The 19,631-nt window shown below is 61.1% G+C and carries 17 protein-coding genes; 12 read left to right on the top strand and 5 right to left on the bottom strand.

Annotated elements, in window-relative coordinates:
* Positions 1 to 165: 165 nt before the first annotated feature.
* From AC07PT_RS27750 to AC07PT_RS27775, 6 genes are all read left to right on the top strand, one after another.
* Entirely contained in the window at positions 166 to 1,212 is a 1,047-nt protein-coding gene (locus AC07PT_RS27750) for a branched-chain amino acid aminotransferase (protein ID WP_492349452.1), read from the top strand.
* Between the two features lie 16 nt (positions 1,213 to 1,228).
* The gene (locus AC07PT_RS27755; RefSeq protein ID WP_494658843.1) at positions 1,229 to 3,025 is read left to right on the top strand and encodes a gamma-glutamyltransferase family protein; all 1,797 of its coding nucleotides are present in this window, start codon (positions 1,229 to 1,231) and stop codon (positions 3,023 to 3,025) included.
* A gap of 90 nt (positions 3,026 to 3,115) precedes the next feature.
* Positions 3,116 to 3,967 (top strand): acetoacetate decarboxylase family protein, encoded by an 852-nt coding sequence (locus AC07PT_RS27760; protein ID WP_492349373.1) that lies wholly within the window; start codon positions 3,116 to 3,118, stop codon positions 3,965 to 3,967.
* A gap of 1 nt (position 3,968) precedes the next feature.
* Positions 3,969 to 4,676: an RraA family protein gene (locus tag AC07PT_RS27765; protein WP_492349374.1), complete on the top strand. Its 708-nt coding sequence runs from the start codon at positions 3,969 to 3,971 to the stop codon at positions 4,674 to 4,676.
* Positions 4,677 to 4,797: 121 nt separating this feature from the next.
* Complete coding sequence (panB, locus tag AC07PT_RS27770) at positions 4,798 to 5,661, top strand: 3-methyl-2-oxobutanoate hydroxymethyltransferase (RefSeq protein ID WP_492349453.1); 864 nt, start codon at positions 4,798 to 4,800, stop codon at positions 5,659 to 5,661.
* A 262-nt stretch (positions 5,662 to 5,923) separates the two neighbouring features.
* A complete protein-coding gene (locus AC07PT_RS27775; protein WP_492349375.1) occupies positions 5,924 to 6,412 on the top strand; it encodes a YbaK/EbsC family protein in 489 nt (162 codons plus the stop codon).
* Positions 6,413 to 6,480: 68 nt separating this feature from the next.
* Here the strand turns inward: AC07PT_RS27775 and AC07PT_RS27780 are convergent, their stop codons facing one another.
* From AC07PT_RS27780 to AC07PT_RS27800, 5 genes are all read right to left on the bottom strand, one after another.
* Entirely contained in the window at positions 6,481 to 7,203 is a 723-nt protein-coding gene (locus AC07PT_RS27780; protein ID WP_492349454.1) for an ABC transporter ATP-binding protein, read from the bottom strand.
* Positions 7,203 to 8,060: an ABC transporter ATP-binding protein gene (locus tag AC07PT_RS27785; protein WP_492349376.1), complete on the bottom strand. Its 858-nt coding sequence runs from the start codon at positions 8,058 to 8,060 to the stop codon at positions 7,203 to 7,205. The genes AC07PT_RS27780 and AC07PT_RS27785 overlap by 1 nt, the downstream gene beginning before the upstream one ends.
* Entirely contained in the window at positions 8,057 to 9,376 is a 1,320-nt protein-coding gene (livM, locus tag AC07PT_RS27790; RefSeq protein WP_492349377.1) for a high-affinity branched-chain amino acid ABC transporter permease LivM, read from the bottom strand. Before livM ends, AC07PT_RS27785 begins: the two co-directional genes overlap by 4 nt.
* Positions 9,376 to 10,290, bottom strand: a complete 915-nt coding sequence (locus AC07PT_RS27795; RefSeq protein WP_492349378.1) for a branched-chain amino acid ABC transporter permease — start codon at positions 10,288 to 10,290, stop codon at positions 9,376 to 9,378. Before AC07PT_RS27795 ends, livM begins: the two co-directional genes overlap by 1 nt.
* A gap of 73 nt (positions 10,291 to 10,363) precedes the next feature.
* Complete coding sequence (locus tag AC07PT_RS27800) at positions 10,364 to 11,467, bottom strand: branched-chain amino acid ABC transporter substrate-binding protein (RefSeq protein WP_492349379.1); 1,104 nt, start codon at positions 11,465 to 11,467, stop codon at positions 10,364 to 10,366.
* Positions 11,468 to 12,040: 573 nt separating this feature from the next.
* On the opposite strand from AC07PT_RS27800, the gene pruA reads away from it, so the two are divergent.
* From pruA to AC07PT_RS27830, 6 genes are all read left to right on the top strand, one after another.
* Entirely contained in the window at positions 12,041 to 13,591 is a 1,551-nt protein-coding gene (gene pruA / locus AC07PT_RS27805; RefSeq protein ID WP_494658844.1) for an L-glutamate gamma-semialdehyde dehydrogenase, read from the top strand.
* A 38-nt stretch (positions 13,592 to 13,629) separates the two neighbouring features.
* Positions 13,630 to 14,832, top strand: coding sequence for a pyridoxal phosphate-dependent aminotransferase (locus tag AC07PT_RS27810; protein WP_492349381.1), 1,203 nt, complete (start codon positions 13,630 to 13,632; stop codon positions 14,830 to 14,832).
* Between the two features lie 11 nt (positions 14,833 to 14,843).
* Positions 14,844 to 16,007, top strand: a complete 1,164-nt coding sequence (locus tag AC07PT_RS27815; protein WP_492349382.1) for an NAD(P)/FAD-dependent oxidoreductase — start codon at positions 14,844 to 14,846, stop codon at positions 16,005 to 16,007.
* Between the two features lie 92 nt (positions 16,008 to 16,099).
* Positions 16,100 to 16,978 (top strand): amidohydrolase family protein, encoded by an 879-nt coding sequence (locus AC07PT_RS27820; protein ID WP_494658845.1) that lies wholly within the window; start codon positions 16,100 to 16,102, stop codon positions 16,976 to 16,978.
* A gap of 16 nt (positions 16,979 to 16,994) precedes the next feature.
* Complete coding sequence (locus tag AC07PT_RS27825) at positions 16,995 to 18,137, top strand: acyl-CoA dehydrogenase family protein (protein ID WP_494658846.1); 1,143 nt, start codon at positions 16,995 to 16,997, stop codon at positions 18,135 to 18,137.
* The gene (locus AC07PT_RS27830) at positions 18,134 to 19,618 is read left to right on the top strand and encodes a class I adenylate-forming enzyme family protein (protein WP_492349385.1); all 1,485 of its coding nucleotides are present in this window, start codon (positions 18,134 to 18,136) and stop codon (positions 19,616 to 19,618) included. Before AC07PT_RS27825 ends, AC07PT_RS27830 begins: the two co-directional genes overlap by 4 nt.
* Positions 19,619 to 19,631 lie beyond the last annotated feature (13 nt).

Here is a 19,631-nt window from a genome sequence, read left to right on the forward strand (position 1 = left end):
GATGCCAATATTGAGTTCGCATTGGGCATAAACGCAATCAAATTTTATGAAGATTGGCCTAATATTGCAACCATGTTTTTCATGATAGTGCACCCCGAATCAAGGAGTTGAAGAGTGACATCGAATTCATCGCTGCGCTTTCCTGTGGAGAGTCATCTATGCCCGATGGGTGAGGATCAGAGGCAGGCACTGCTTCAAGCTCCGGGTTTTGGCCAGGTTTTCACCGATCACATGGCCACCATCAAATACTCCAAGAGTCAAGGCTGGCATGACGCAAAAATCGGCCCTCGCCAGGCATTGAGCCTCGACCCGGCAGCGCTAGTGTTTCATTACGCGCAAGAGATCTACGAAGGCATGAAAGCCTATCGCCTGGATGGAGGTGGAACGGGGCTGTTCCGTCCCGAAGCGAATGCGCGCCGTTTTCGCCGTTCGGCCGCCCGTCTCGCCATGCCGCCGTTGCCCGAGGAGATGTTCATTGAATCAGTGCGTGCACTGGTGCGCGTGGACAACGCTTGGATTCCTGCTACCCAAGGCTTCGCGCTGTACCTGCGGCCATTCATGATCGCAACCGAATCCGTTCTCGGGGTCAGGGCGTCGGCCGACTATCTCTACTGCGTCGTCGCATCGCCAGTTGGACCTTATTTCAGGCGTGAAGCTACCGCAGTCACACTTTGGGTGTCGGACAACTTCACGCGCGCCGCGCCCGGTGGAACAGGTGACGCCAAATGCGGCGGCAACTATGCGGCCAGTCTAGCGGCGCAGACCGAAGCAATCCGCGAGCAATGTGACCAGGTGATTTTCCTTGACGCTGTGGAGCGCCGCTGGATCGAAGAACTCGGCGGGATGAATGTGTTCTTCGTGTTCGCTGATGGATCGATCCAGACCCCTCCTTTGAGCGACACGATCCTGGCGGGCATCACCCGCGAATCGCTGATCACATTGGCCCGCGACATGGGACTGCTTGTTCGTGAAGAGCCTTACTCCATTGACCAATGGCAAGACGATGCCAAGAGTGGCCGACTGCTGGAGTCTTTCGCTTGCGGAACGGCAGCAGTGGTAGCGCCAATTGGAGAAGTCAAGGGACGCAAACATCGCTTCTCCATCGGTGATGGGGGCTCAGGTCCCACCACCGAGCGCCTGAAATCTGCACTGACGGACATTCAATTGGGGCGTGTCCCTGACACGCGTGGCTGGCTAGAGCGGTTGGCATAAACAAGAACGGAGCACTATGCGGATATCCCAGATAAAACTGAGCGCTTTGCTCGCAACCGTTTTGCTGGCCGGCTGCAGCACCACAGTAACCTCGCTGAACTACAGCGTGCCCACGCAGCCAGAGGGCTCGTCCGGTTACACCGAAAAACCCGGCTGGCAAACAGAAAAGTTTGCCGTCGCGGCGGCTAACCCACTGGCCACCGACGCTGGTTTCCAGGTCCTCAAGGCCGGTGGCAGCGCCGTGGACGCGGCCATCGCCGTGCAAATGGTTCTCACGCTGGTGGAACCACAGTCCAGCGGCATTGGCGGCGGCGCGTTTCTCATGCATTTCGATGGCAAGTCGGTCGAGGCCTACGACGGCCGTGAGACCGCCCCTGCTGCTGCCGATGAGAACCTATTCCTCAAACCTGACGGAAAGCCCATGGCTTTCATTGACGGCGTCGTGGGGGGGCGCTCGGTGGGTGTGCCTGGCACCGTGCGCATGCTGGAAATGGCCCACCAGCAGCACGGCAAGCTGCCCTGGGCTAGCCTTTTCCAGCCGGCCATCACTTTGGCCGACCAAGGCTTCAAGGTCAGCGCCCGGCTGAACACGCTGCTGGCGGCTGACCAGCACCTCAAGAAAGACCCAGTTGCAGCCGCCTACTTCTACGACGCCAGCGGCCAGCCCTGGCCCGTGGGGCATGTGCTGAAGAACCCAGAGCTGGCCCAGGTGCTTCGGAGCATCGCGGTAGGGGGGGCCAAGGCGCTGCTCGAAGGCCCTGTGGCCCAGGCTATCGTGGACAAGGTACGTTCCCATCCGTCCAACCCCGGCCGGATGACCCTGGCCGATCTATCCGGCTACCAGTCGCGCAAGCGCGAACCGCTGTGCCACGACCACGCCGTGCTGCCGCAGAAGGTGTACCGGCTTTGCGGATTCCCACCGCCCAGTTCAGGCGCCATCGCCATCGGCCAGATGTTGGGCGTCCTGCAGAACACGGCGGGTGCCGTGCTTCCCCTGGGGCAAGACGGCCTGCCCACCGCCGATTGGCTTCACTTCTATACCGAAGCCGCCAGGCTGGCGTTCGCCGACCGCGCACTGTACGTGGCCGATCCCGATTTCGTGGCTCCGCCTGCTGGCTCGTGGATGAGCCTGCTGTCGCCAGACTACCTGGCCCATCGCGCACGGCTCATTGGCAACCAGTCTATGAGCGTTGCCCGGTCCGGCCACCCTGGAGGCACGCAGACTAGCTTCGCCCCCATGCCCGATCAGCCAGAGTACGGCACGAGCCACATCAGCATCGTCGATGCCCAGGGACGTGCTGTGGCCATGACCACCACCATCGAGGACGTCTTCGGCGCGCGGCAGATGGTCAAGGGCTTCCTGCTCAACAACGAATTGACCGACTTCAGCTTCGCCCCGCGTGACGCCCTGGGCAACGCTATCGCTAACCGCGTGCAACCGGGCAAGCGCCCGCGCTCGTCCATGTCACCCACACTGGTATTCGACAAAGCCACCGGCCAATTGGTCATGAGCGGCGGCAGCCCCGGCGGCGCGTTGATCATTCACTACACGGCAAAGACCTTGTGGGGCACTCTGCACTGGGGCCTGAGCGCGCAGCAAGCTATCAACCTGCCCAACTTCGGCTCAGCCAACGGTCCAACGCTGCTCGAAGAAAAGCGCTTCCCGGTAGCCACCATCGAGGCACTCAAGGCTCGGGGTCACGAGGTCCGCGAGATGAACATGACAAGCGGTCTGCAGGCGATCCAACGGGTGCCAGGCGGTTATTTCGGCGGAGCCGATCCGCGCCGCGAGGGCGTGGTCATGGGGGACTGACGGCATGCCCCCACGCAACCAATTCAGCCCGTCCCCGTACTCTGCGAAAACGCCGGGATATTCGCTCATTCTTTAAAACAGGAGTTCTATATGACCCATTTCACCGCCGCTCAAGGCTTCATGGGGCCTTTTTCCCATGACGGACGAGCCAGTATTGCCCCCAATCCACCGTGGCATTACGCGGCCGACTTCATAACGATCGAGTGCTGGGCGGATCCCTCCGCCGTTGAGGCGCTGCTGCCGCCTGGTCTGAGTCTCCACCCTGACGAACGCGGGCTGATGACGGTGTCTTTTGTCGATTGGCAAGCTTGTACTGACACTGGGGGCGAACTGCTGGACCCTATTCGGGCCCAGTACCGTGAGTGCATCGTGCTCGTAAGCGTCCAGCATGAGGGCAAGCTCATGCAGTATTGCCCTTACATCGTGGTTGACCAGGATACGTCGCTCGCGCGCGGCTGGGCTCTAGGCTATCCCAAGAAGATCGGCTCGGTGTGGATCACGCGTTCAATGGGCGTATCTTCTATTGCTTCTCCGAAGCTCGAGCCTGGTGCGACCTTTGCAGGTACGGTTGCAGTCAAGGATAGGCGTCTGGCGGAAGGTCATGTGAAGCTCTCTGGCCCTGCGGACAACTCGGCGGTCACGTTTGGGAGCCGGCCAATCGTTGCCCTTCGACACTTTCCATCGATGTTCGAGGGGCAGCACGATCAGCCGGCTGTCTACGAACTTGTGCGGCTCCAGGCTGAAAACGTACAGGCCAGCCCTGTGTGGAAAGGTGATGCAGCATTGACGATCTTTGATTCGCCAACGGAGCCATTGGCTGCCCTACGTCCAACCCGGATCGGCCGCGGTTGGCGGTACTCGCTTGCGATGACGAACCGAAACAACTATCTGCTTCGGGACCTTCGCAGCCTCGCTCAACCTGGTTCGTCTGAGGAGAAATGACATGGACTCTTTGCAGCTTCAACGTACTTATCTTGATCTCACGACGCCGCACGTCGCGGATGCATGCATGCGTATGGGCATCGCGGTTCGGTGTGCTCCCGCTGGAATGCGTTCCTTGTGGAGCGAATCTCACATCGTCGGTCGAGCATGTCCTGCTCGGCACTATGGCAGTGTCGACGTTTTTCTCGAAGCGATCGACCGTGCGGCTCCAGGAGATGTTCTGGTGGTCGACAACGGCGGGCGGCTGGATGAGGCCTGTGTTGGCGATCTCGTAACTCTGGAGACGGCCCTGGCTGGCCTCCGCGGCATCGTCATCTGGGGATTGCATCGCGATTCATCTGAGTTGCGGACCATCAGGCTACCGATCTTCAGCCTTGGCACGTTGCCGGCAGGGCCGCAGCGTTTGGAGACGCAGGAGGCTGCAGCGCTCACTTCCGCCAGGTGTGGAGAGCATGAGGTCACCTCTGACGACTTCGTCTTGGCCGATGACGATGGGGTGATCTTCATGCCCTTGAGCCAAGCCCAAGGGGTGGCGGAGCTTGCAGCCGCGATTCGCGACACCGAGCGCAGTCAGGCGGCACGGATGCAACTTGGTACGAATTTCAGGAAGCAGGCTCGCTTCGATGAGTTTCTGGCGGCCAGGAACGCTGACGAGAGCATGACGTTCCGACAACATCTGCGCTCGATTGGTGGCGCAATCGAGGAGTGAAGCTCTGGTAGAGATCATGGGGACAGACTGACTTCAGTTCTCTTTCATTTCTTGTTTCGAGCCATCTTCAGTGACTAACAATTCGTCGAGAGACAACCATGCCGCACAAGCCTGCGTCGCCATCGATGCGACGGCGCCATATGGAGGAAGCGAACGCAGCAAAGATCGGAGACTCAAGAAGGTCACCACTTCGCGGATTGCCGAAATGCGAGCCAGCGGGGAGAAGATTGCGGTGCTTACGGCCTATGACGCCACATTCGCGGCAGTCGCAGATGCCGCGGGCGTCGACTGCCTTCTGGTCGGCGACTCATTGGGAATGGTTTGCCAAGGCCGGACTACCACGGTGGGCGTGTCGCTCGAAGATATGCGGTATCACACCCAATGCGTATCCCGGGGGCTGGAGCGCTCGCAAGGCAGCTGCCTAATCGTTGCTGATCTTCCTTTCGGAAGCTATCAGCAGTCGCGTGAGCAGGCCATGGCGTCGGCGGCACTTTTGATGCAAGCGGGCGCCCATATGGTCAAGCTCGAAGGGGGCGGGTGGACCGTTGACGTGGTGGCCTTTCTGGTCGAGCGCGGAGTTCCTGTTTGTGCACACCTGGGATTGACGCCGCAAACGGTGTCGGCGTTGGGCGGATATCGCGTGCAGGGGCGTCAAGAAGAGGCCGGCGACAAGATCCGGCGCGACGCGTCAGCACTTGAGGCTGCTGGTGCCTCCATGAGGGTGCTTGAGATGGTCCCCTGCCAGCTTGCGGCCCATATCACCAGTGACATGAAGTCTTGCGCCACGATCGGCATTGGGGCTGGTAGTGGCACGGCTGGACAGGTCCTGGTGATGCATGACATGCTAGGACTCAATTTGGGGCATATGGCAAAGTTCGTGCGAAACTTCATGCGCGAAGCGTCGACCGTGGATGCCGCCTTTGCAGCCTATGTCGCGGCGGTCAAGGATGGCTCGTTTCCAAACGACGAACAGCACGCTTGGTAGTGCCCGCATACATGCCTGCTCGATAACGGCCAGGGAATATCTATTCCTAGAAGTAGACCTATGTTCCCCTCTGCTCGCCCGACTTCAGCCAGCGTAGCACTGCGAATGTCGAAAACGGCCATGAATATGGCGTTTCAGCCAATGTACGGAAGGCCTGCGACGAGCAACACTGGGAACGCAGCGTGCCACACATGGAGCGAAGCACTCGCTCCATGTGCGGCTGTTCACCGGCCGTTCACGGTTTTCGTTCGCAACTTTCATCATGAGCCTCCAGTCTGTCAAACAGTTTCTCGCCGAAAAGGCCCCGGATCTTTCTATCATTGAGGTGTGCGAGAGTGGCGCGACGGTTGCAATGGCGGCCGCGGCGTTCGGTGTCAACCCAGGACAGATTGCCAAGACGCTGTCTCTGAGCGTAGGCGAGCAAGTCATCTTGCTCGTCGCCCGAGGCGATGCTCGACTTGACAACAGAAAGTACAAAGACCAGTTCGGGGCCAAGGCCCGCTTCCTCGTGGCGAGTGAAGTTGAGAAGACAACTGGTCATCCAGTTGGCGGCGTTGGGCCCTTTGGGCTTGCCAGTCAGCTCGATATTTATTGCGATGTCTCCCTGCGAAGCTTCAGCGAAGTACTTCCCGCTGCTGGCGCAAACAATGCAGGTGTCAGGGTCTTGCCTGAGCGGATGGCGCAACTTGTCAACGCACGTTGGGTGGATGTCATGCAGCACGAGATTGCCGCCGATTCGCTGGCTGTTTGATGAGTCATTGTTCTGCGTTTTCAGCAAGATATTTGGAGGCCAAGTTTTCATCCGCATCCCCAGCGGATTTATATTGGCTCCTCGTGCACATCCGCTAAGTAAGCCGCCTTGACGTTCGGGCTGTTCAGCAGCTCATTGCCCGTGCCTGTCAGCACAATCTCTCCATGCTGCAGCACGTAGGCGTGGTGGGCCAGGCGCAGGGCGTGGTGGGCGTTCTGCTCGACGAGAAGCACGCTGACGCCATCGGACTTGTTGATCTCATGGACAATCTGGAAGATCTTGCGGATGTAGATCGGGGCCAGGCCCAACGATGGTTCGTCCAGTAACAGAAGCCGTGGCCGGCTGACCAGGGCACGCCCGATGGCGAGCATCTGCTGCTCTCCGCCTGACAGCGTTCCGGCCCGCTGCTCCACTCGCTGTTTCAGAATGGGAAAGAGTGCAAAGACGCGTTCGATATCCGGGCTCCAGTGGCTCGGATCGACGAAGGTGGCGCCAAGCCGGAGGTTCTCCATCACGGTCATCCGCGGGAAAATTCGCCTGCCTTCCGGTGACAGTGCGATGCCGAGTTGGGACACCTTGTGCGACGCTACCTGGGCGATGTCCTGGCCGCGCAGGAGGATCTGACCCGACGAGATGCGTGGAGCACCGAATATGCTCGTCATCAGCGTCGATTTGCCCGCGCCGTTGGCGCCAATGAGCGTGACGATCTCACCCTCGCGCACTCTGAGGTTAATGCCACGCAGCGCATGCACCGGGCCATAGTGGGCGTGTACCTCTTTGAATTCGAGAATCATGCGGTGGTCTCCTTCATCGGCGTGGTCCAACTGTCGGCTTTCTCGTCCTCATCCGGGACACCCAGGTAGGCCGCGATGACATGGGGATCGTTCTGCACCTCCTGCGGCGCACCCTCGGCGATCTTGCGTCCGTAGTTCAGCACCACCACGCGCTGCGACACCTTCATCACCACGCTCATATCGTGTTCGACGAGGAGAACCGCGATGCCTTCCTCGTCAATCAGGCTGCGCAGCAGATCGTTCAATGCGGCTGACTCGCGGGGGTTGAGCCCTGCGGCCGGCTCGTCAAGGCAGAGGATGCGGGGCCGTGCGGCCATGGCACGCGCAATCTCCACCCGACGCTGAACTCCGTATGCCAGCGCGCCTGCCGGTTGATCGGCCTGGGCGCTGAGATCAAAGCGCTTGAGCAACGCAAGTGCTATGGACAGCGCGTGTTCCTCCGCTTCTCTGTACGGTGCGAGTCCCAGCAGCCCGGCCAGGGAGAAGCAGCTGGCATGCTGCAAGCTGTTGTGCTGTGCGACCATCAGGTTCTCCAGCACGGTCATCTTCGGGAACAGGCGAATGTTCTGGAAGGTGCGCAGAATCTGCGCAGAACGCGCCAGCGCGTGGCTGGGCAGCTCTTCCAGCCGCATGGCGCCATGCTCTGGGTGCTGCATCGTGATGGTTCCGGCACTCGGTTGATAGAAGCCGGTCAGGCAGTTGAACAGCGTGGTCTTGCCTGCACCGTTGGGCCCGATGATGGAAGTGATTTCCTGGTCGTTGACCGACATTGACAGGTCGTCGATGGCGGTCACGCCACCGAAGCGCATGGTGAGGTGGCTGACCTCCAGAAGCGCGGGAGTTGCGGGTTTCATGCTGTCTCTCCCAAAAGGGGCCGCCCCAGCGTCTTGCTGGTCGCCGCCGAGTGCAAGGTCGGGCGCCGCTGTGCAAGGAGCCCGCCTGGACGCCACACCATGATGGCCACCATGGCGGCCCCGAACAACAGCATCCGGTATTCGCTGAAATTCCTTCCGAGCTCGGGCAGCAGAACCAGCACGCAGGCAGCGAGCACAACGCCAAACTGGCTCCCGCTGCCACCCAGAACGACGATGGCCAGGATGACGGCGCTTTCGCTGAACGTGAAGCTCTCCGGCGATACAAAGCCTTGTCGAGCCGCAAAGAAGACGCCTGCGAAGCCGCCCAGCATGGCGCCCAGGGAGAACGCGGACAGCTTGACGTTGGTGACGTTGATACCCAAGGCCCTGCAGGCGATCTCGTCTTCCCGCATGGCTTCCCAGGCGCGTCCGATAGGCAGGCGGCGCAGGCGCAAGACCAGGAGGTTGGTCAGCAAGGCCAGCCCGAGGATCACCAGGTACAGAAACACGGTCCTGTGCCAGGGGGCATACGCAAGGCCCAGTACGCTGGCTACAGTCGGTGAATCGCTCGATGCCGAGAAAGGCAGGCCGAAGAGCGAAGGCCTGGGAATGGAGCCGATGCCATCGGGGCCATGGGTCAGTGCGGTCCAGTTCACCAGCACTAGGCGGATGATCTCGCCAAAACCCAGGGTCACGATGGCCAGGTAGTCACCGCGCAACCGGAGCGTGGGATACCCGAGCAGGATTCCGAAGATAGCTGCGAATACGCCGGCGATCGGCAGGCAGATCCAGAACGAGAAGCCGAAGTGGGTTGCAAGCAGGGCGTAGGTGTACGCGCCGACCGCATAGAAGGCGACATAGCCCAGGTCCAGCAGTCCGGCCAGCCCCACCACCGCGTTGAGACCCCATCCCAGCATTACGTAGATCAGCACCGTGGTTGCCGTGTCCACCACATACCGGTTGTCGTGGAAGACAAATGGCAGCACCACCGCAAAGCCAATGGCTGCAGCGCCCGCGAGCTTTGCGGTGCCGTTGGTCGCCAGGGCACCCAGCGGATTGCGCACGACAGCACCTCGCCCTCTGACGCGTTGGCGCTCCAGAAGCCACCGCACGGCCAGGCGTCCCAGAAAGACAATCGCCGCTGCGCCCACGAGCCAGCTCCATCGCGTCTGCACTGCCAGCTTTCCCCCGATGTCCACGGTGGTCAGCCCGATGAATGGAACGCCCAGCAGAAATATCGCAAGCGAGGCCAGGCCCGCGTCCATGAACCGTTTGTCCAAAGCATCACCTCTATGGTTGGATCCGGAAATGGTCATCACACCTTCTCCACTTCAGGACGGCCCAGCAAGCCCGAGGGTCGAAAGACCAGGACCAGGATGAGGATGCCGAACACGGCCACATCCTTGTATTCCGCAGAAAAGTAGCTCGCGTAGAACGCTTCGATCAGCCCGATCAGAAGGCCTCCCAGCATGGCGCCAGGCAGTGAGCCTATGCCCCCGAGAACGGCCGCCGTGAATGCCTTGACCCCTGCCAGGAAACCGATATAGAAATCGATCACGCCGTAGTAAAGCGTGACCATCAGCCCGGCAACGCCGGCCAGGGCCGCACCGATCATGAAAGTCATCGAGATGGTGCGGTCCACGTTGATGCCCAGCATGCGTGTCATCCCCTGGTCCTGCTCGCAGGCGCGCTGGCGCCGGCCAAACGAGGTTCGGGTGATCATCCAGGTGAAGCCCAGCATGAGAACGGCCGTCACACCAATGATCAGCATCTGCACGTAGGAGACGCGTACGGAGCTCATGCCGGAACCGAAGAGTTGAATCCCACCTTCCAGCATGGGGGGCATGCTTTTGATGCGGGAGCCTTGCAGCAACTGCACGCTGTTCTGCAGGAAGATCGAGGCACCAATGGCCGAAATCAGCGGGGCCAGTTTGGTGGAGCCACGCAGAGGGCGGTAGGCAACACGTTCAACGGCCCAGCCATAGCCGGCCGAGAAAACGACCGACACCAGCAGCACCAAAAGCAGGGCCAGCGGCAAGGAAGTAATGCCGGCGGAGGCTAGTAGGGTGAATGCCGTCAGAGAGATGAACGCTCCGAGCATGTAGATTTCTCCATGCGCGAAATTGATCATCCCGAGGATGCCGTACACCATCGTGTATCCGATGGCGATAAGCCCGTACAGCGACCCGAGCGTCAGCCCGTTTATCGCTTGTTGAGTGAATTGCGACATAGTAGACCCGGTACGCTAAAAGTGGAGGAGCGGCAAAGTCCGGGACATCGCGGCGGCTGTCCCGGTGCAAGGCTCAATAGGCCAGGTCGTACTGGTTCCCCTTCCACTGGTACACCACGAAGCCTGGATTCTTGGGATCCCCCTTGGCGTCGAACTCCACCTTGCCCAGCACCGTGGTGAAGCTGCCGCCGGCCAAGGCCTTTTGCACATCTGCGTACTTGGTGCTTCCCGCCTTCTGCAAGGCCTGTGCATAGACCTGGACCGCGGCGTAGCAGAACAGAACATAGCCGTCTGGTTCGATCTTGTTGTCACGAAAGCGTTTAACGATTTCTGCGGAGGACGGGTTCTTGCGTGGATCGGGGTAGAACGTGAACAACAGCCCTTCGATGGCGGAGCCAGCCGCCGTGGCCAGCTCGGCGCTGGTAGAGGTGTTGCCGCTCATGACGACGAGCTTCAAGCCGCCTTGGGAGGACTGGCGAAGGATCAGGCCCAGTTCGGTGTAGTAGCCACCGTAGAACACCACATCAATGCCCGCAGTCTTGAGCTTTGTCACCAACGCCGTGTAGTCCTTTTCGCCGGCGGTGATGGATTCGCGCAGCAAGGGCGCAGCCTTGCGGTCGGTCAGGTACTTCGCGACGATGTCGGCCTGGCCCTTGCCAAACGCGCTCTTGTCGTCGATGACCGCAACTTTCTTGCCCGGGAACTTCTTGACCAGGTACTCCGCTGCGACGACGCCCTCTTGGTCATCCCGGCCGGTGAGACGGAAGATGTTCTTGAGGCCCCGGTCCGTCACCTTTCCATTGGTCGAGATGGTGATCATGGGGGTCTCGGCCTCGTTGTAGACCTCTGAGGCTGGGATGGTGGAGCTGGAGCAGTAGTGGCCCACGATGGCTGAAACCTTCTTGTTCACCATGGCGTTGGCCACGGCCACCGCTTGCTTGGGGTCGCAGACATCATCGCCGACCTCGACCTTGAGCTTCTGGCCCAGGACGCCTCCGGAGGCATTGATCGCGGCGACTGCCGCCTCCACGCCGTTGCGCATCTGCTCGCCGCCCGAGGCGTACTGGCCAGACATGGGACCCGCGACTCCTATGGAAATGTCGGCGCTGGCGCCGAACGACACAAACATGGTGACCAAGGCCAGAAGACAGGCTGGAACGCGCTGGGGATGGTGCATGAACGACTCCGGTGGTTGTACCGTTTCGACGGCGGATTGGACTCAGTGGAACGGTGCCGGACAACCCGGTCAGGGGCCGTTTTCACTAGGTCAAATTCTGGGTTTCATTGGCGGATATGTCTTGCCACTTTTCAGGCAATGCAATGCGGATATTCGCACAATCATATGGATGTTTTCCCTAGTCGATGCCTGCATTGAATAACGAATGCACCCAACTGAAGCGTCCACCATCGGGAGGCGCACCATTACCGTGCGAATCGAGACAATTCTCGCCATTGTGGGGATATGGCGCCCTGTGAGGTTCCTTCCGGCTTTTGAGGCCATGTGCTGATCACGGCAATTTTCACAAAGCAGTTGCTAACGTGGATCAACGGTGTGGGCCTTTGTCGTATGAATTATTGGTGCGGACATTTGCACATATTCAGAATTTGAAAGGTATGCAGAAATCCGCATGTTTTCACCTCCAAAGATGCGCGACGAAAGGCGCTGCGTTGAGGACACTTCGTACATCCCGGATGCGATCACGCAGGACCATCCGGAACCTGTACGAACCCTCAAGTCTGGAGTCAATCAATGCATGTTCTTCCCTATGCCAGCGAGCCTTACGACACCTTCACCACCCCTGGCGCGCTCGAAGAAATGGGCAATGCGCTGCGCAGTGTCCGGGCGCAGTTTGGGCAGACCTATCCGATGGTCATCAACGGCAAGAAGGTGATGACCGATGCAGTGCTCACGTCCACGAATCCATCGGCACCTACTGAAGTCGTTGGCAAATCCGCGCGGGGTACCAGGGAGCATGCGGACGCCGCACTGGATGCAGCTTGGAAGGCCTTTGACTCCTGGAAGCTCTGGGCGCAGGAGGATCGCTCTCGCGTCATGCTGAAGGCGGCCGCGATCATGCGCCGCCGCAAGCGCGAGCTCGAAGCCTGGCTCGTCTATGAGATCGGCAAGAACTTCGTGGAGGCCAGCGCCGAAGTTGCGGAAATGATCGACTTCACCGAGTACTACGCGCGCCAGGCCTTGCGCCATGTTGACGGCCTGGGCTTCCTGAACGCCTACCCAGGAGAAGAAAACAAGAGCTTCTATATTCCGCTGGGCGCGGGGCTCACAATTGCTCCGTGGAACTTCCCTATGGCGCTGATGACCGGTATGACAGTCGGTGCCATCGTGGTCGGCAATACTGTGGTCTGCAAGCCTGCGGAAGACACAGTGGTGTCGCTGTCCAAGGTTTTCGACATCTTCGAGGAGGCCGGTCTGCCGCCTGGAGTCGTGAACTACTTGCCTGGTGTGGGCGCTGAGGTCGGCTCCTACCTTGTCGAGCACCCACGCACCCGCTTCATCAACTTCACCGGCAGCCTGGCTACGGGCAAACGCATCAATGAAGCTGCCGCGAAGGTGGTAGAGGGCCAGCGCTGGTTCAAGCGCGTCTTCCTAGAGCTTGGTGGCAAGGATGCCATCCTCGTGGACGAGACGGCGGATCTTGACGCAGCTGCGCTCGGGGTCATCCAAAGCGCCTATGGCTACCAGGGACAGAAATGTTCTGCCTGTTCTCGTTTGATCGTCGTGGACAGTGTCTACGATGCCCTGCTGGAGCGTGTGGTGGAACGTGTTAAGAAGCTGCGCGTGGCCCCTGCCGAGCAGAATCCGGATCTCGGTCCCGTCTGCAATGCGGCGCAGGACGCCAAGGTGCGTGAGTACCTGGAGATCGGCCGCGGCGAAGGCAAGCTGCTGGTCGGTGGACAGCGCATCGATGGTGACGGCTTCTTCATTCAGCCCACGGTCTTTGGCGACGTCGCCCCTGATGCCCGACTGGCGCAGGAAGAGGTCTTCGGTCCGGTGGTCGCCGCCATCCGCGTCAAGGACTTTGCCGAGGGAATGGCGGTGGTCAACAACACGGTCTACGGCCTGACCGGTGCTTTGTACTCCCTGGACCGTGCCCGCATCGAGATCGCGCGGCGTGACTTCCACGTGGGCAATCTGTACTTCAACCGCAAGTGCACAGGCGCCATGGCAGGTGTGCAGCCCTTCGGCGGTTTCAACCTGACCGGAACGGACACGAAGACCGGCGGCCCGGATTACCTGCTGCAGTTCCTGCAGATGAAGTCCGTGGCCGAGCGCCTCTGACGTTGATGAGCATCCATCGCAACAACGAAACGCCCATCATGAGCTTCATTGCCAGCCGACTCGGTGACATTGCTCCCGCAGAAACTATGGAGATGGCGGCAAGGGCCGCCGCCCTTCGCCTCAAGGGACTCGATGTGATCTCGCTGTCCCAGGGCGAGCCCGACTTCGACACGCCCGAGCACATCCAGCAAGCGGCGCTGCGCGCCATGCGCGACGGGAAAACCCGTTACACGGAGGCAGCGGGGGTGGCGCCCCTTCGGCATGCCGTGGCCGCAAAGATGCATGCCGACCATGGATTGCAGTATCGCCCGGAGGATGTAAGCATCACCGCCGGTGCCAAGCAGGCGATATTCAATGCGTTCTTCGCCACGCTCAATCCCGGCGACGAGGTCGTGGTGCCAGCCCCTTGCTGGGTGTCGTACCCCGAGATCGTGAAGTTGGCAGGAGGTACGCCCATTGTGGTGGAGTGCCCGCGCGAAGCAGGTTTCAAGATCACCCCAACGCAACTTGAGGCCTGCATCACGCCGCGCACGAAGTGGCTGATGCTCAACTCGCCTTCTAACCCCACCGGAGCCGTGTATTCGGGCGCCGAACTGGCTGCTCTCGGGGACGTGCTCAGAAGGCACCCGCAGGTTTGGGTCCTGACAGATGACATCTATGAGAAGCTGGTGTACGGCAGCGATCCATTCCACAACATCCTTCAGGTATTGCCCGAGCTCCAGCCGCGCACGCTGGTGATCAATGGTGTCTCCAAGATCTACTGCATGACGGGCTGGCGGATCGGCTATGCGGTAGGGCCGGGCGAGTTGATCAAGGCTATGAACCTGGTGCAGGGCCAGAGCACGAATAACGCCAATGCGATTGCGCAGTTTGCCGCGGTGGAAGCCCTGATAGGCGACCAGGCGTGTGTCAAGGTTTTCCGGGCGGCGTTTGAGGAGCGTCGCAATTTCATCGTTGAGGCACTGCGTGCGGTTCCTGGCCTTGAAGTGGATTTGCCTGACGGGGCCTTCTATGCCTATGTGTCCTGCCATTCACTGATAGGCAAGCGCACGCCAGGGGGCGGCTTGATCTCGACGGATCGGGACTTAGTCCGCTACCTCCTGGATGAGGCTCAGGTTGCGACGGTGTCCGGTACCGGATTCCTGCATTCGTCCTATTTCCGCGTCTCCTATGCCGTAGGCATCCCCAAGCTCGATGAGGCGGCACAGCGCATTGCGCGCGCTGTCCAGGCCCTTCGCTGATCGGTACAACCATGAGCCAGCACACGATCATCATTGGCGGCGGTGGCATCGGTTCGGCCACTGCATGCTTTCTTTCCAACATGGCTGCCGCTGGTGACAGCATCACCGTCATCGAGCGCGACCCCAGCTACCAGATGGCCTCTTCCAGCCTGTCGGCTAGTTCCATCCGTCAGCAGTTTTCCACCCCAGTCAGCGTGCAGCTGTCCCAGTTCGGCTGGGAGTTCATGCACTCCTGTGCCGACGAGGCAGGGGTGGCAGGAGGCGCCGTGGGGCTGAACAGCCGCGGCTACCTGTTTCTCGGCCGCGAAGACCAGGCCCCGTCGCTGCGCGAGCGCGCAGACCTCAACCGGGCACTCAATGTCCCGTTGGCGGAGTTCAGCCCTCCGGAGCTGGCAGCTCGCTATCCGTGGATGCATTGCGACGATATTGCCTATGCGGCCATGGGGACTGCGGGGGAGGGCTGGTTCGACGGCTACATGCTGCAGCAGCTCTACCGCAGCCGCGCGCGCTCCCGGGGCGTGCAGTACGTGAAGGGTCACGCTGTGGGATTGGAGACCCGCGGCTCGAAGATCGTCGCAGCGGTGCTGGAAGACGGCAGCCGCATCGAAGGCGACCAGTTCGTGAATGCCGGCGGGCCGTGGTCTGCCGCCGTGGCCCGCACCGTGGGCGTGGAGATCCCCGTGCGTGCGCGGCGACGCACGATCTTCGTGGTGTCCTGCCCTGTGGCGATTGCCGACTTTCCGATCCTGATCGACACCTCCGGCATCTTTGTGCGGCCCGAGCAGCACCACTTTCTTTGCTCTGTGGTGCCTGACGCCGCGGATGACCATGACGACCTGCCTCTCGATCCCGACTTTTCGCTGTTCGAGGAGCGGATCTGGCCGACCCTGGCAGAGCGAATCCCCGCGTTTGAAGCGCTGCGGGTAGAGCGCACCTGGGCAGGCTACTACGAGTTCAACACCGTAGACCACAACGGATTGGTCGGACAGATCGGGCCGGACAACTTCATCCTGGCCACTGGGTTCAGCGGGCATGGGCTGATGCACAGCGCCGGTGTCGGACGTGGGGTGGCGGAGCTGCTGACCCAGGGATCGTTCCAGACCCTGGACCTGTCGCCCCTTTCGCCAAAGCGGCTGGAGACCGGCCGGTTGATTGTCGAAGACGCGGTCTATTGATCTATCGGGCAAGGGCTTTGAGACCCCCGCCCGCAACGGCTCAAGGCCACATGAACTTTCTCGCTCACTAACGAGACCACCTGGAGACACCGATGCTCAATTCAGCCCACAGCCTCCCCCCGCCGGCACAGTACCAGAGGCCCCGATTTCCCTTGCCGCGCGGGGCTTGTGATACGCACACCCATGTGATTCCAGAGTCTGGCTGGACCCTCATCCCGGATGCCACCTACACGCCCGCACCCGCGCCCGCAGCCGTTCACCTGCGCATGCTCGATGCCCTGGGCCTGGACCGTGGCGTTGTGGTGCAGCCCAGCATTTTCGGCACAGACAACAGCGCCGTCGTTGGTGCCATTGCGCAGGCGCCCGAGCGGCTTCGTGGCGTCGCTGTGGTCGATCCCTCCATCTCTGACGCAGGCTTTCTGGCGCTGCACGACCAGGGAGTTCGGGGCGTCCGCTTCAACGTCATGCTGGGCGGCGGCGGAGGCCTCAAGGCCATGACGGAACTGGCTTCGCGGCTGGCGGCGCTGGGCTGGCACGCCGAGATCCTGGTGAATGGGAACCTGCTGCCGGAACTGCGCATGGCGCTTGCCGGCCTGCCATGTCGGCTGGTCATCGACCACATGGCCAGCCTCGGCGCCGATGTCCCCCCCGATGCGCCGCAGATGCAGGCACTTCGCGCCCTGGTGGCAGAGCGCGAAACCTGGGTCAAGCTCTCGGGCGTCTATCGACTGGCTGATCGCGCAGCCGATCCGCGATTGGCAGAGCGCGGACGGATGCTGGTGCAAGAGGCGCCAGGCCACATGGTGTGGGGCAGCGACTGGCCGCATGTGGCCTTTTCAACCATGCCCGACGCTGGAGATCTGCTGAACGTTCTCGGCGAATGGTTCGACCTGGATGCACAGACGCTGCAACAGATCTTGGTGGACAACCCCGCGCGGTTGTTCGATTTCCCCGCACTGCCACCCGGCTGAATCTAGGAGACCAGCGATGAACATCCAACTTCAACTCAACGACCCCCAGTGGGCTGAAAAAGCCATCGAGACCGTGAAGGGACTGGTTGTCGAGTGCCGTGAGGAGCTCGACGAATGTGAGCGCATCGGTCGCTTTCCGGCCGAAACCTACCGCCGCATGGGGGCCCGTGGCCTGCTCGGCGTGATTACCCCTAAGGAGTGGGGCGGCTATGGTGGCGATGCGCCGGAGTACTGTTTCACCACAGAAGCGATGTGCCGCTACGGCCTGGTGTCCAGCCAGGTGCAGATCCAGGGCATGCGATGGATGAACGATTGGGGCACCGCCGAGCAAAAGAAGAAGTACCTGCCCGGGATGGTGGCCGGAACGCTGGTGTTCTCCGAGTCCATTTCTGAGCCAGGGGCAGGCTCTTCGCTCAAGAAACTCAGTACCAAGGCTGTACGCCACGGCGGCGATTGGGTCATCACTGGCAAGAAGATTCATATCAACCTGGGTGCGGAGAGCCATGTGACTCTGGTCTATGCCATGACGGAACAGGGGCTCACCTCCTTTCTGGTGGATACGGATCTTCCGGGCGTTACGCGTCGCCACAGTGATCCGTTGGGCTACCGCTTCCTGCCAACGGCCGACATGGTCTTTGAGGAGGTGCGGGTGCCCGATGCCGCATTGCTCGGGGCGCCCGGAGAGGGCATGAAGACGTTTCTCTCGACCTTCAACGTGAGTCGCCTGGGGAACGCCTCCGAGCTGATCGGCTTTGCGACCCGAGCGCTTGCTGAAGCCGCGGATTACGCCAGGCACCGCGACGTGGGTGAGAACAAGGTCACGGACTTCCAGGGGATCCAGTGGACGCTTGCCGACTGCTACAGCGCGCTGTATGGCGCTTCGTTGGCGCGCGATCATGCGGCCAACCTAGTCAAGCAGGGCAAGGACTTTTCCCTGGCCACGAGCCTGGCCAAGAAGCTCGCCGTAGAGGCTGCCGAGAAGACCACCAATGACAGCTTCGCATTGACCGGTGGCTATGGCCTGTACCGCGACAAGCCGTGGGGGCAACTGCTCTACGAAGTGAAGACGCTGCGCATCGCGGGTGGCTCCATCGAGATCCTGCGCAATTACATCGCGCAGCAGATCCTGAAAGACGACCAACTAAAGGGACTGAAATGATTCACAACATTGCTCAACTGATCGCCTCGGCCGCTGCGGCCGTTCCAAACACTGCCTTTGGCACTTTCCTGCAGCAAGACCGTCTCGCCAGGGTCGCCGAGCGCGCTCGTACGGTAGCGGAGCGTTTGTCGGATGCTGGCTTGGTGCGCGGAGACGTGGTGGCTGTGGTTGGCCACAACAGCGGGGCCTACTTAGTCACTTGGATGGCGACACAGTTCGCAGGCCTGCAGGCCGCGCTGATCAACCCCGCCTACCCCGATGAACTGCTGGACGCCATGCTGGACGACCTCGCGCCCCGCGGCATCCTGTGGGTGGGCCGCGATCCGGGCGCGCTTGCTGCCCGTGACGAAACCCAGGTTGACATGCAGATGGCGTGGGACAGCGAGATCAAGGTGCTGCGCACCGATGGCCGAAGCGGTGCCGCATCCGGCACCGGGTTTGACTGCGGCGCCGATGAGATATCTGCCTATATCCACACCTCGGGCACGACGGGCAGACCCAAGTTCTGTGCCTTGAGCCATGGCTACTTCCTGCGACTGGGCCGCTACTTCGCCGACACGCTGGCGCTGTCGCCTCAGGACACCGTCTGTGCGCCGCTGCCGCTGTTCCATATCAATCCCATGGGCTACGGAGTGATCGGTGCGCTGACGGCCCACGCGGCCCTGCTGTCCACCGAAAAGTTTTCGGCAGCCGATTTTTGGCGCGATACCAAGGCGCATGGCGTCACGGCGTTGGTGCTGCACGCCCCCCCGGCGAATCTGCTCAAGGCCAAGACCACCACCGAGGATGCCGCAGGCCACCAGGTACGGATCGGCTTCCTCTGCGACCCCGCATTCCTGCGGCAGTTCAAGGTTCCGATCGGGGTGGGAGGCTACGGCTCCACCGAAGCCGGGGGACTCTGCCACGCCTGTCTGCTCAGGCCCGACGATGAGGACATTCCGGTCGAAGGCGCGACCCACCTGGCTGGCCGTGCACGCCATGACTTCGAGCACAGGATTGCCCCAGATGGGGAGATCTGGGTGCGCGGAAAGCACCCGCAGTCGCTCTTCGCTGGATACGCAAAGGAAGGTCGGATCGAGTCGCAAACCGACGCTGAAGGGTGGTTCCATACAGGTGACCGAGGCCGGTTGGATGAGTACGGGCGGCTGATCTTTGTCGAGCGCATCAGCGAGTCGATCCGCGTCAATGGAGAGTATGTGCCGATTGATTTTGTGGAGAGCCGCCTTAAAAACGCGAAGACCCTGGGCGAATTTGCGCTGTGGCGCGTGGAGTCACCGTCGCGCGGGCACGACGTGGTGCTGTACACCACCAGTGTGGAGGCTGATCCACTAGAGGTGCGGACGGCACTTGTCGATCTGCCCAAGTACATGCACCCGGGCCAACTCATCCGCATTGCGCAGCTGCCGCGGGATCCCGGTGTCGGAAAGATCCAGCGGCGCCTGCTGAACGATCAGCCTCGGCTGGACTCAGCGAAGCTTTGAAGGGAGGCCAGAC

The organism is Curvibacter sp. GW821-FHT09D12 (genome assembly GCF_059416245.1).

Bases quoted from the DNA above. Each gene is read 5' to 3' on its own strand.
- AC07PT_RS27750 (WP_492349452.1), top strand. From the start codon at position 166: ATGGGTGAGGATCAGAGGCAGGCACTGCTTCAAGCTCCGGGTTTTGGC.
- AC07PT_RS27755 (WP_494658843.1), top strand. From the start codon at position 1,229: ATGCGGATATCCCAGATAAAACTGAGCGCTTTGCTCGCAACCGTTTTG.
- AC07PT_RS27760 (WP_492349373.1), top strand. From the start codon at position 3,116: ATGACCCATTTCACCGCCGCTCAAGGCTTCATGGGGCCTTTTTCCCAT.
- AC07PT_RS27765 (WP_492349374.1), top strand. From the start codon at position 3,969: ATGGACTCTTTGCAGCTTCAACGTACTTATCTTGATCTCACGACGCCG.
- AC07PT_RS27775 (WP_492349375.1), top strand. From the start codon at position 5,924: ATGAGCCTCCAGTCTGTCAAACAGTTTCTCGCCGAAAAGGCCCCGGAT.
- AC07PT_RS27785 (WP_492349376.1), bottom strand. From the start codon at position 8,060: ATGAAACCCGCAACTCCCGCGCTTCTGGAGGTCAGCCACCTCACCATG.
- livM (WP_492349377.1), bottom strand. From the start codon at position 9,376: ATGACCATTTCCGGATCCAACCATAGAGGTGATGCTTTGGACAAACGG.
- AC07PT_RS27795 (WP_492349378.1), bottom strand. From the start codon at position 10,290: ATGTCGCAATTCACTCAACAAGCGATAAACGGGCTGACGCTCGGGTCG.
- AC07PT_RS27800 (WP_492349379.1), bottom strand. From the start codon at position 11,467: ATGCACCATCCCCAGCGCGTTCCAGCCTGTCTTCTGGCCTTGGTCACC.
- pruA (WP_494658844.1), top strand. From the start codon at position 12,041: ATGCATGTTCTTCCCTATGCCAGCGAGCCTTACGACACCTTCACCACC.
- AC07PT_RS27810 (WP_492349381.1), top strand. From the start codon at position 13,630: ATGAGCTTCATTGCCAGCCGACTCGGTGACATTGCTCCCGCAGAAACT.
- AC07PT_RS27815 (WP_492349382.1), top strand. From the start codon at position 14,844: ATGAGCCAGCACACGATCATCATTGGCGGCGGTGGCATCGGTTCGGCC.
- AC07PT_RS27820 (WP_494658845.1), top strand. From the start codon at position 16,100: ATGCTCAATTCAGCCCACAGCCTCCCCCCGCCGGCACAGTACCAGAGG.
- AC07PT_RS27825 (WP_494658846.1), top strand. From the start codon at position 16,995: ATGAACATCCAACTTCAACTCAACGACCCCCAGTGGGCTGAAAAAGCC.
- AC07PT_RS27830 (WP_492349385.1), top strand. From the start codon at position 18,134: ATGATTCACAACATTGCTCAACTGATCGCCTCGGCCGCTGCGGCCGTT.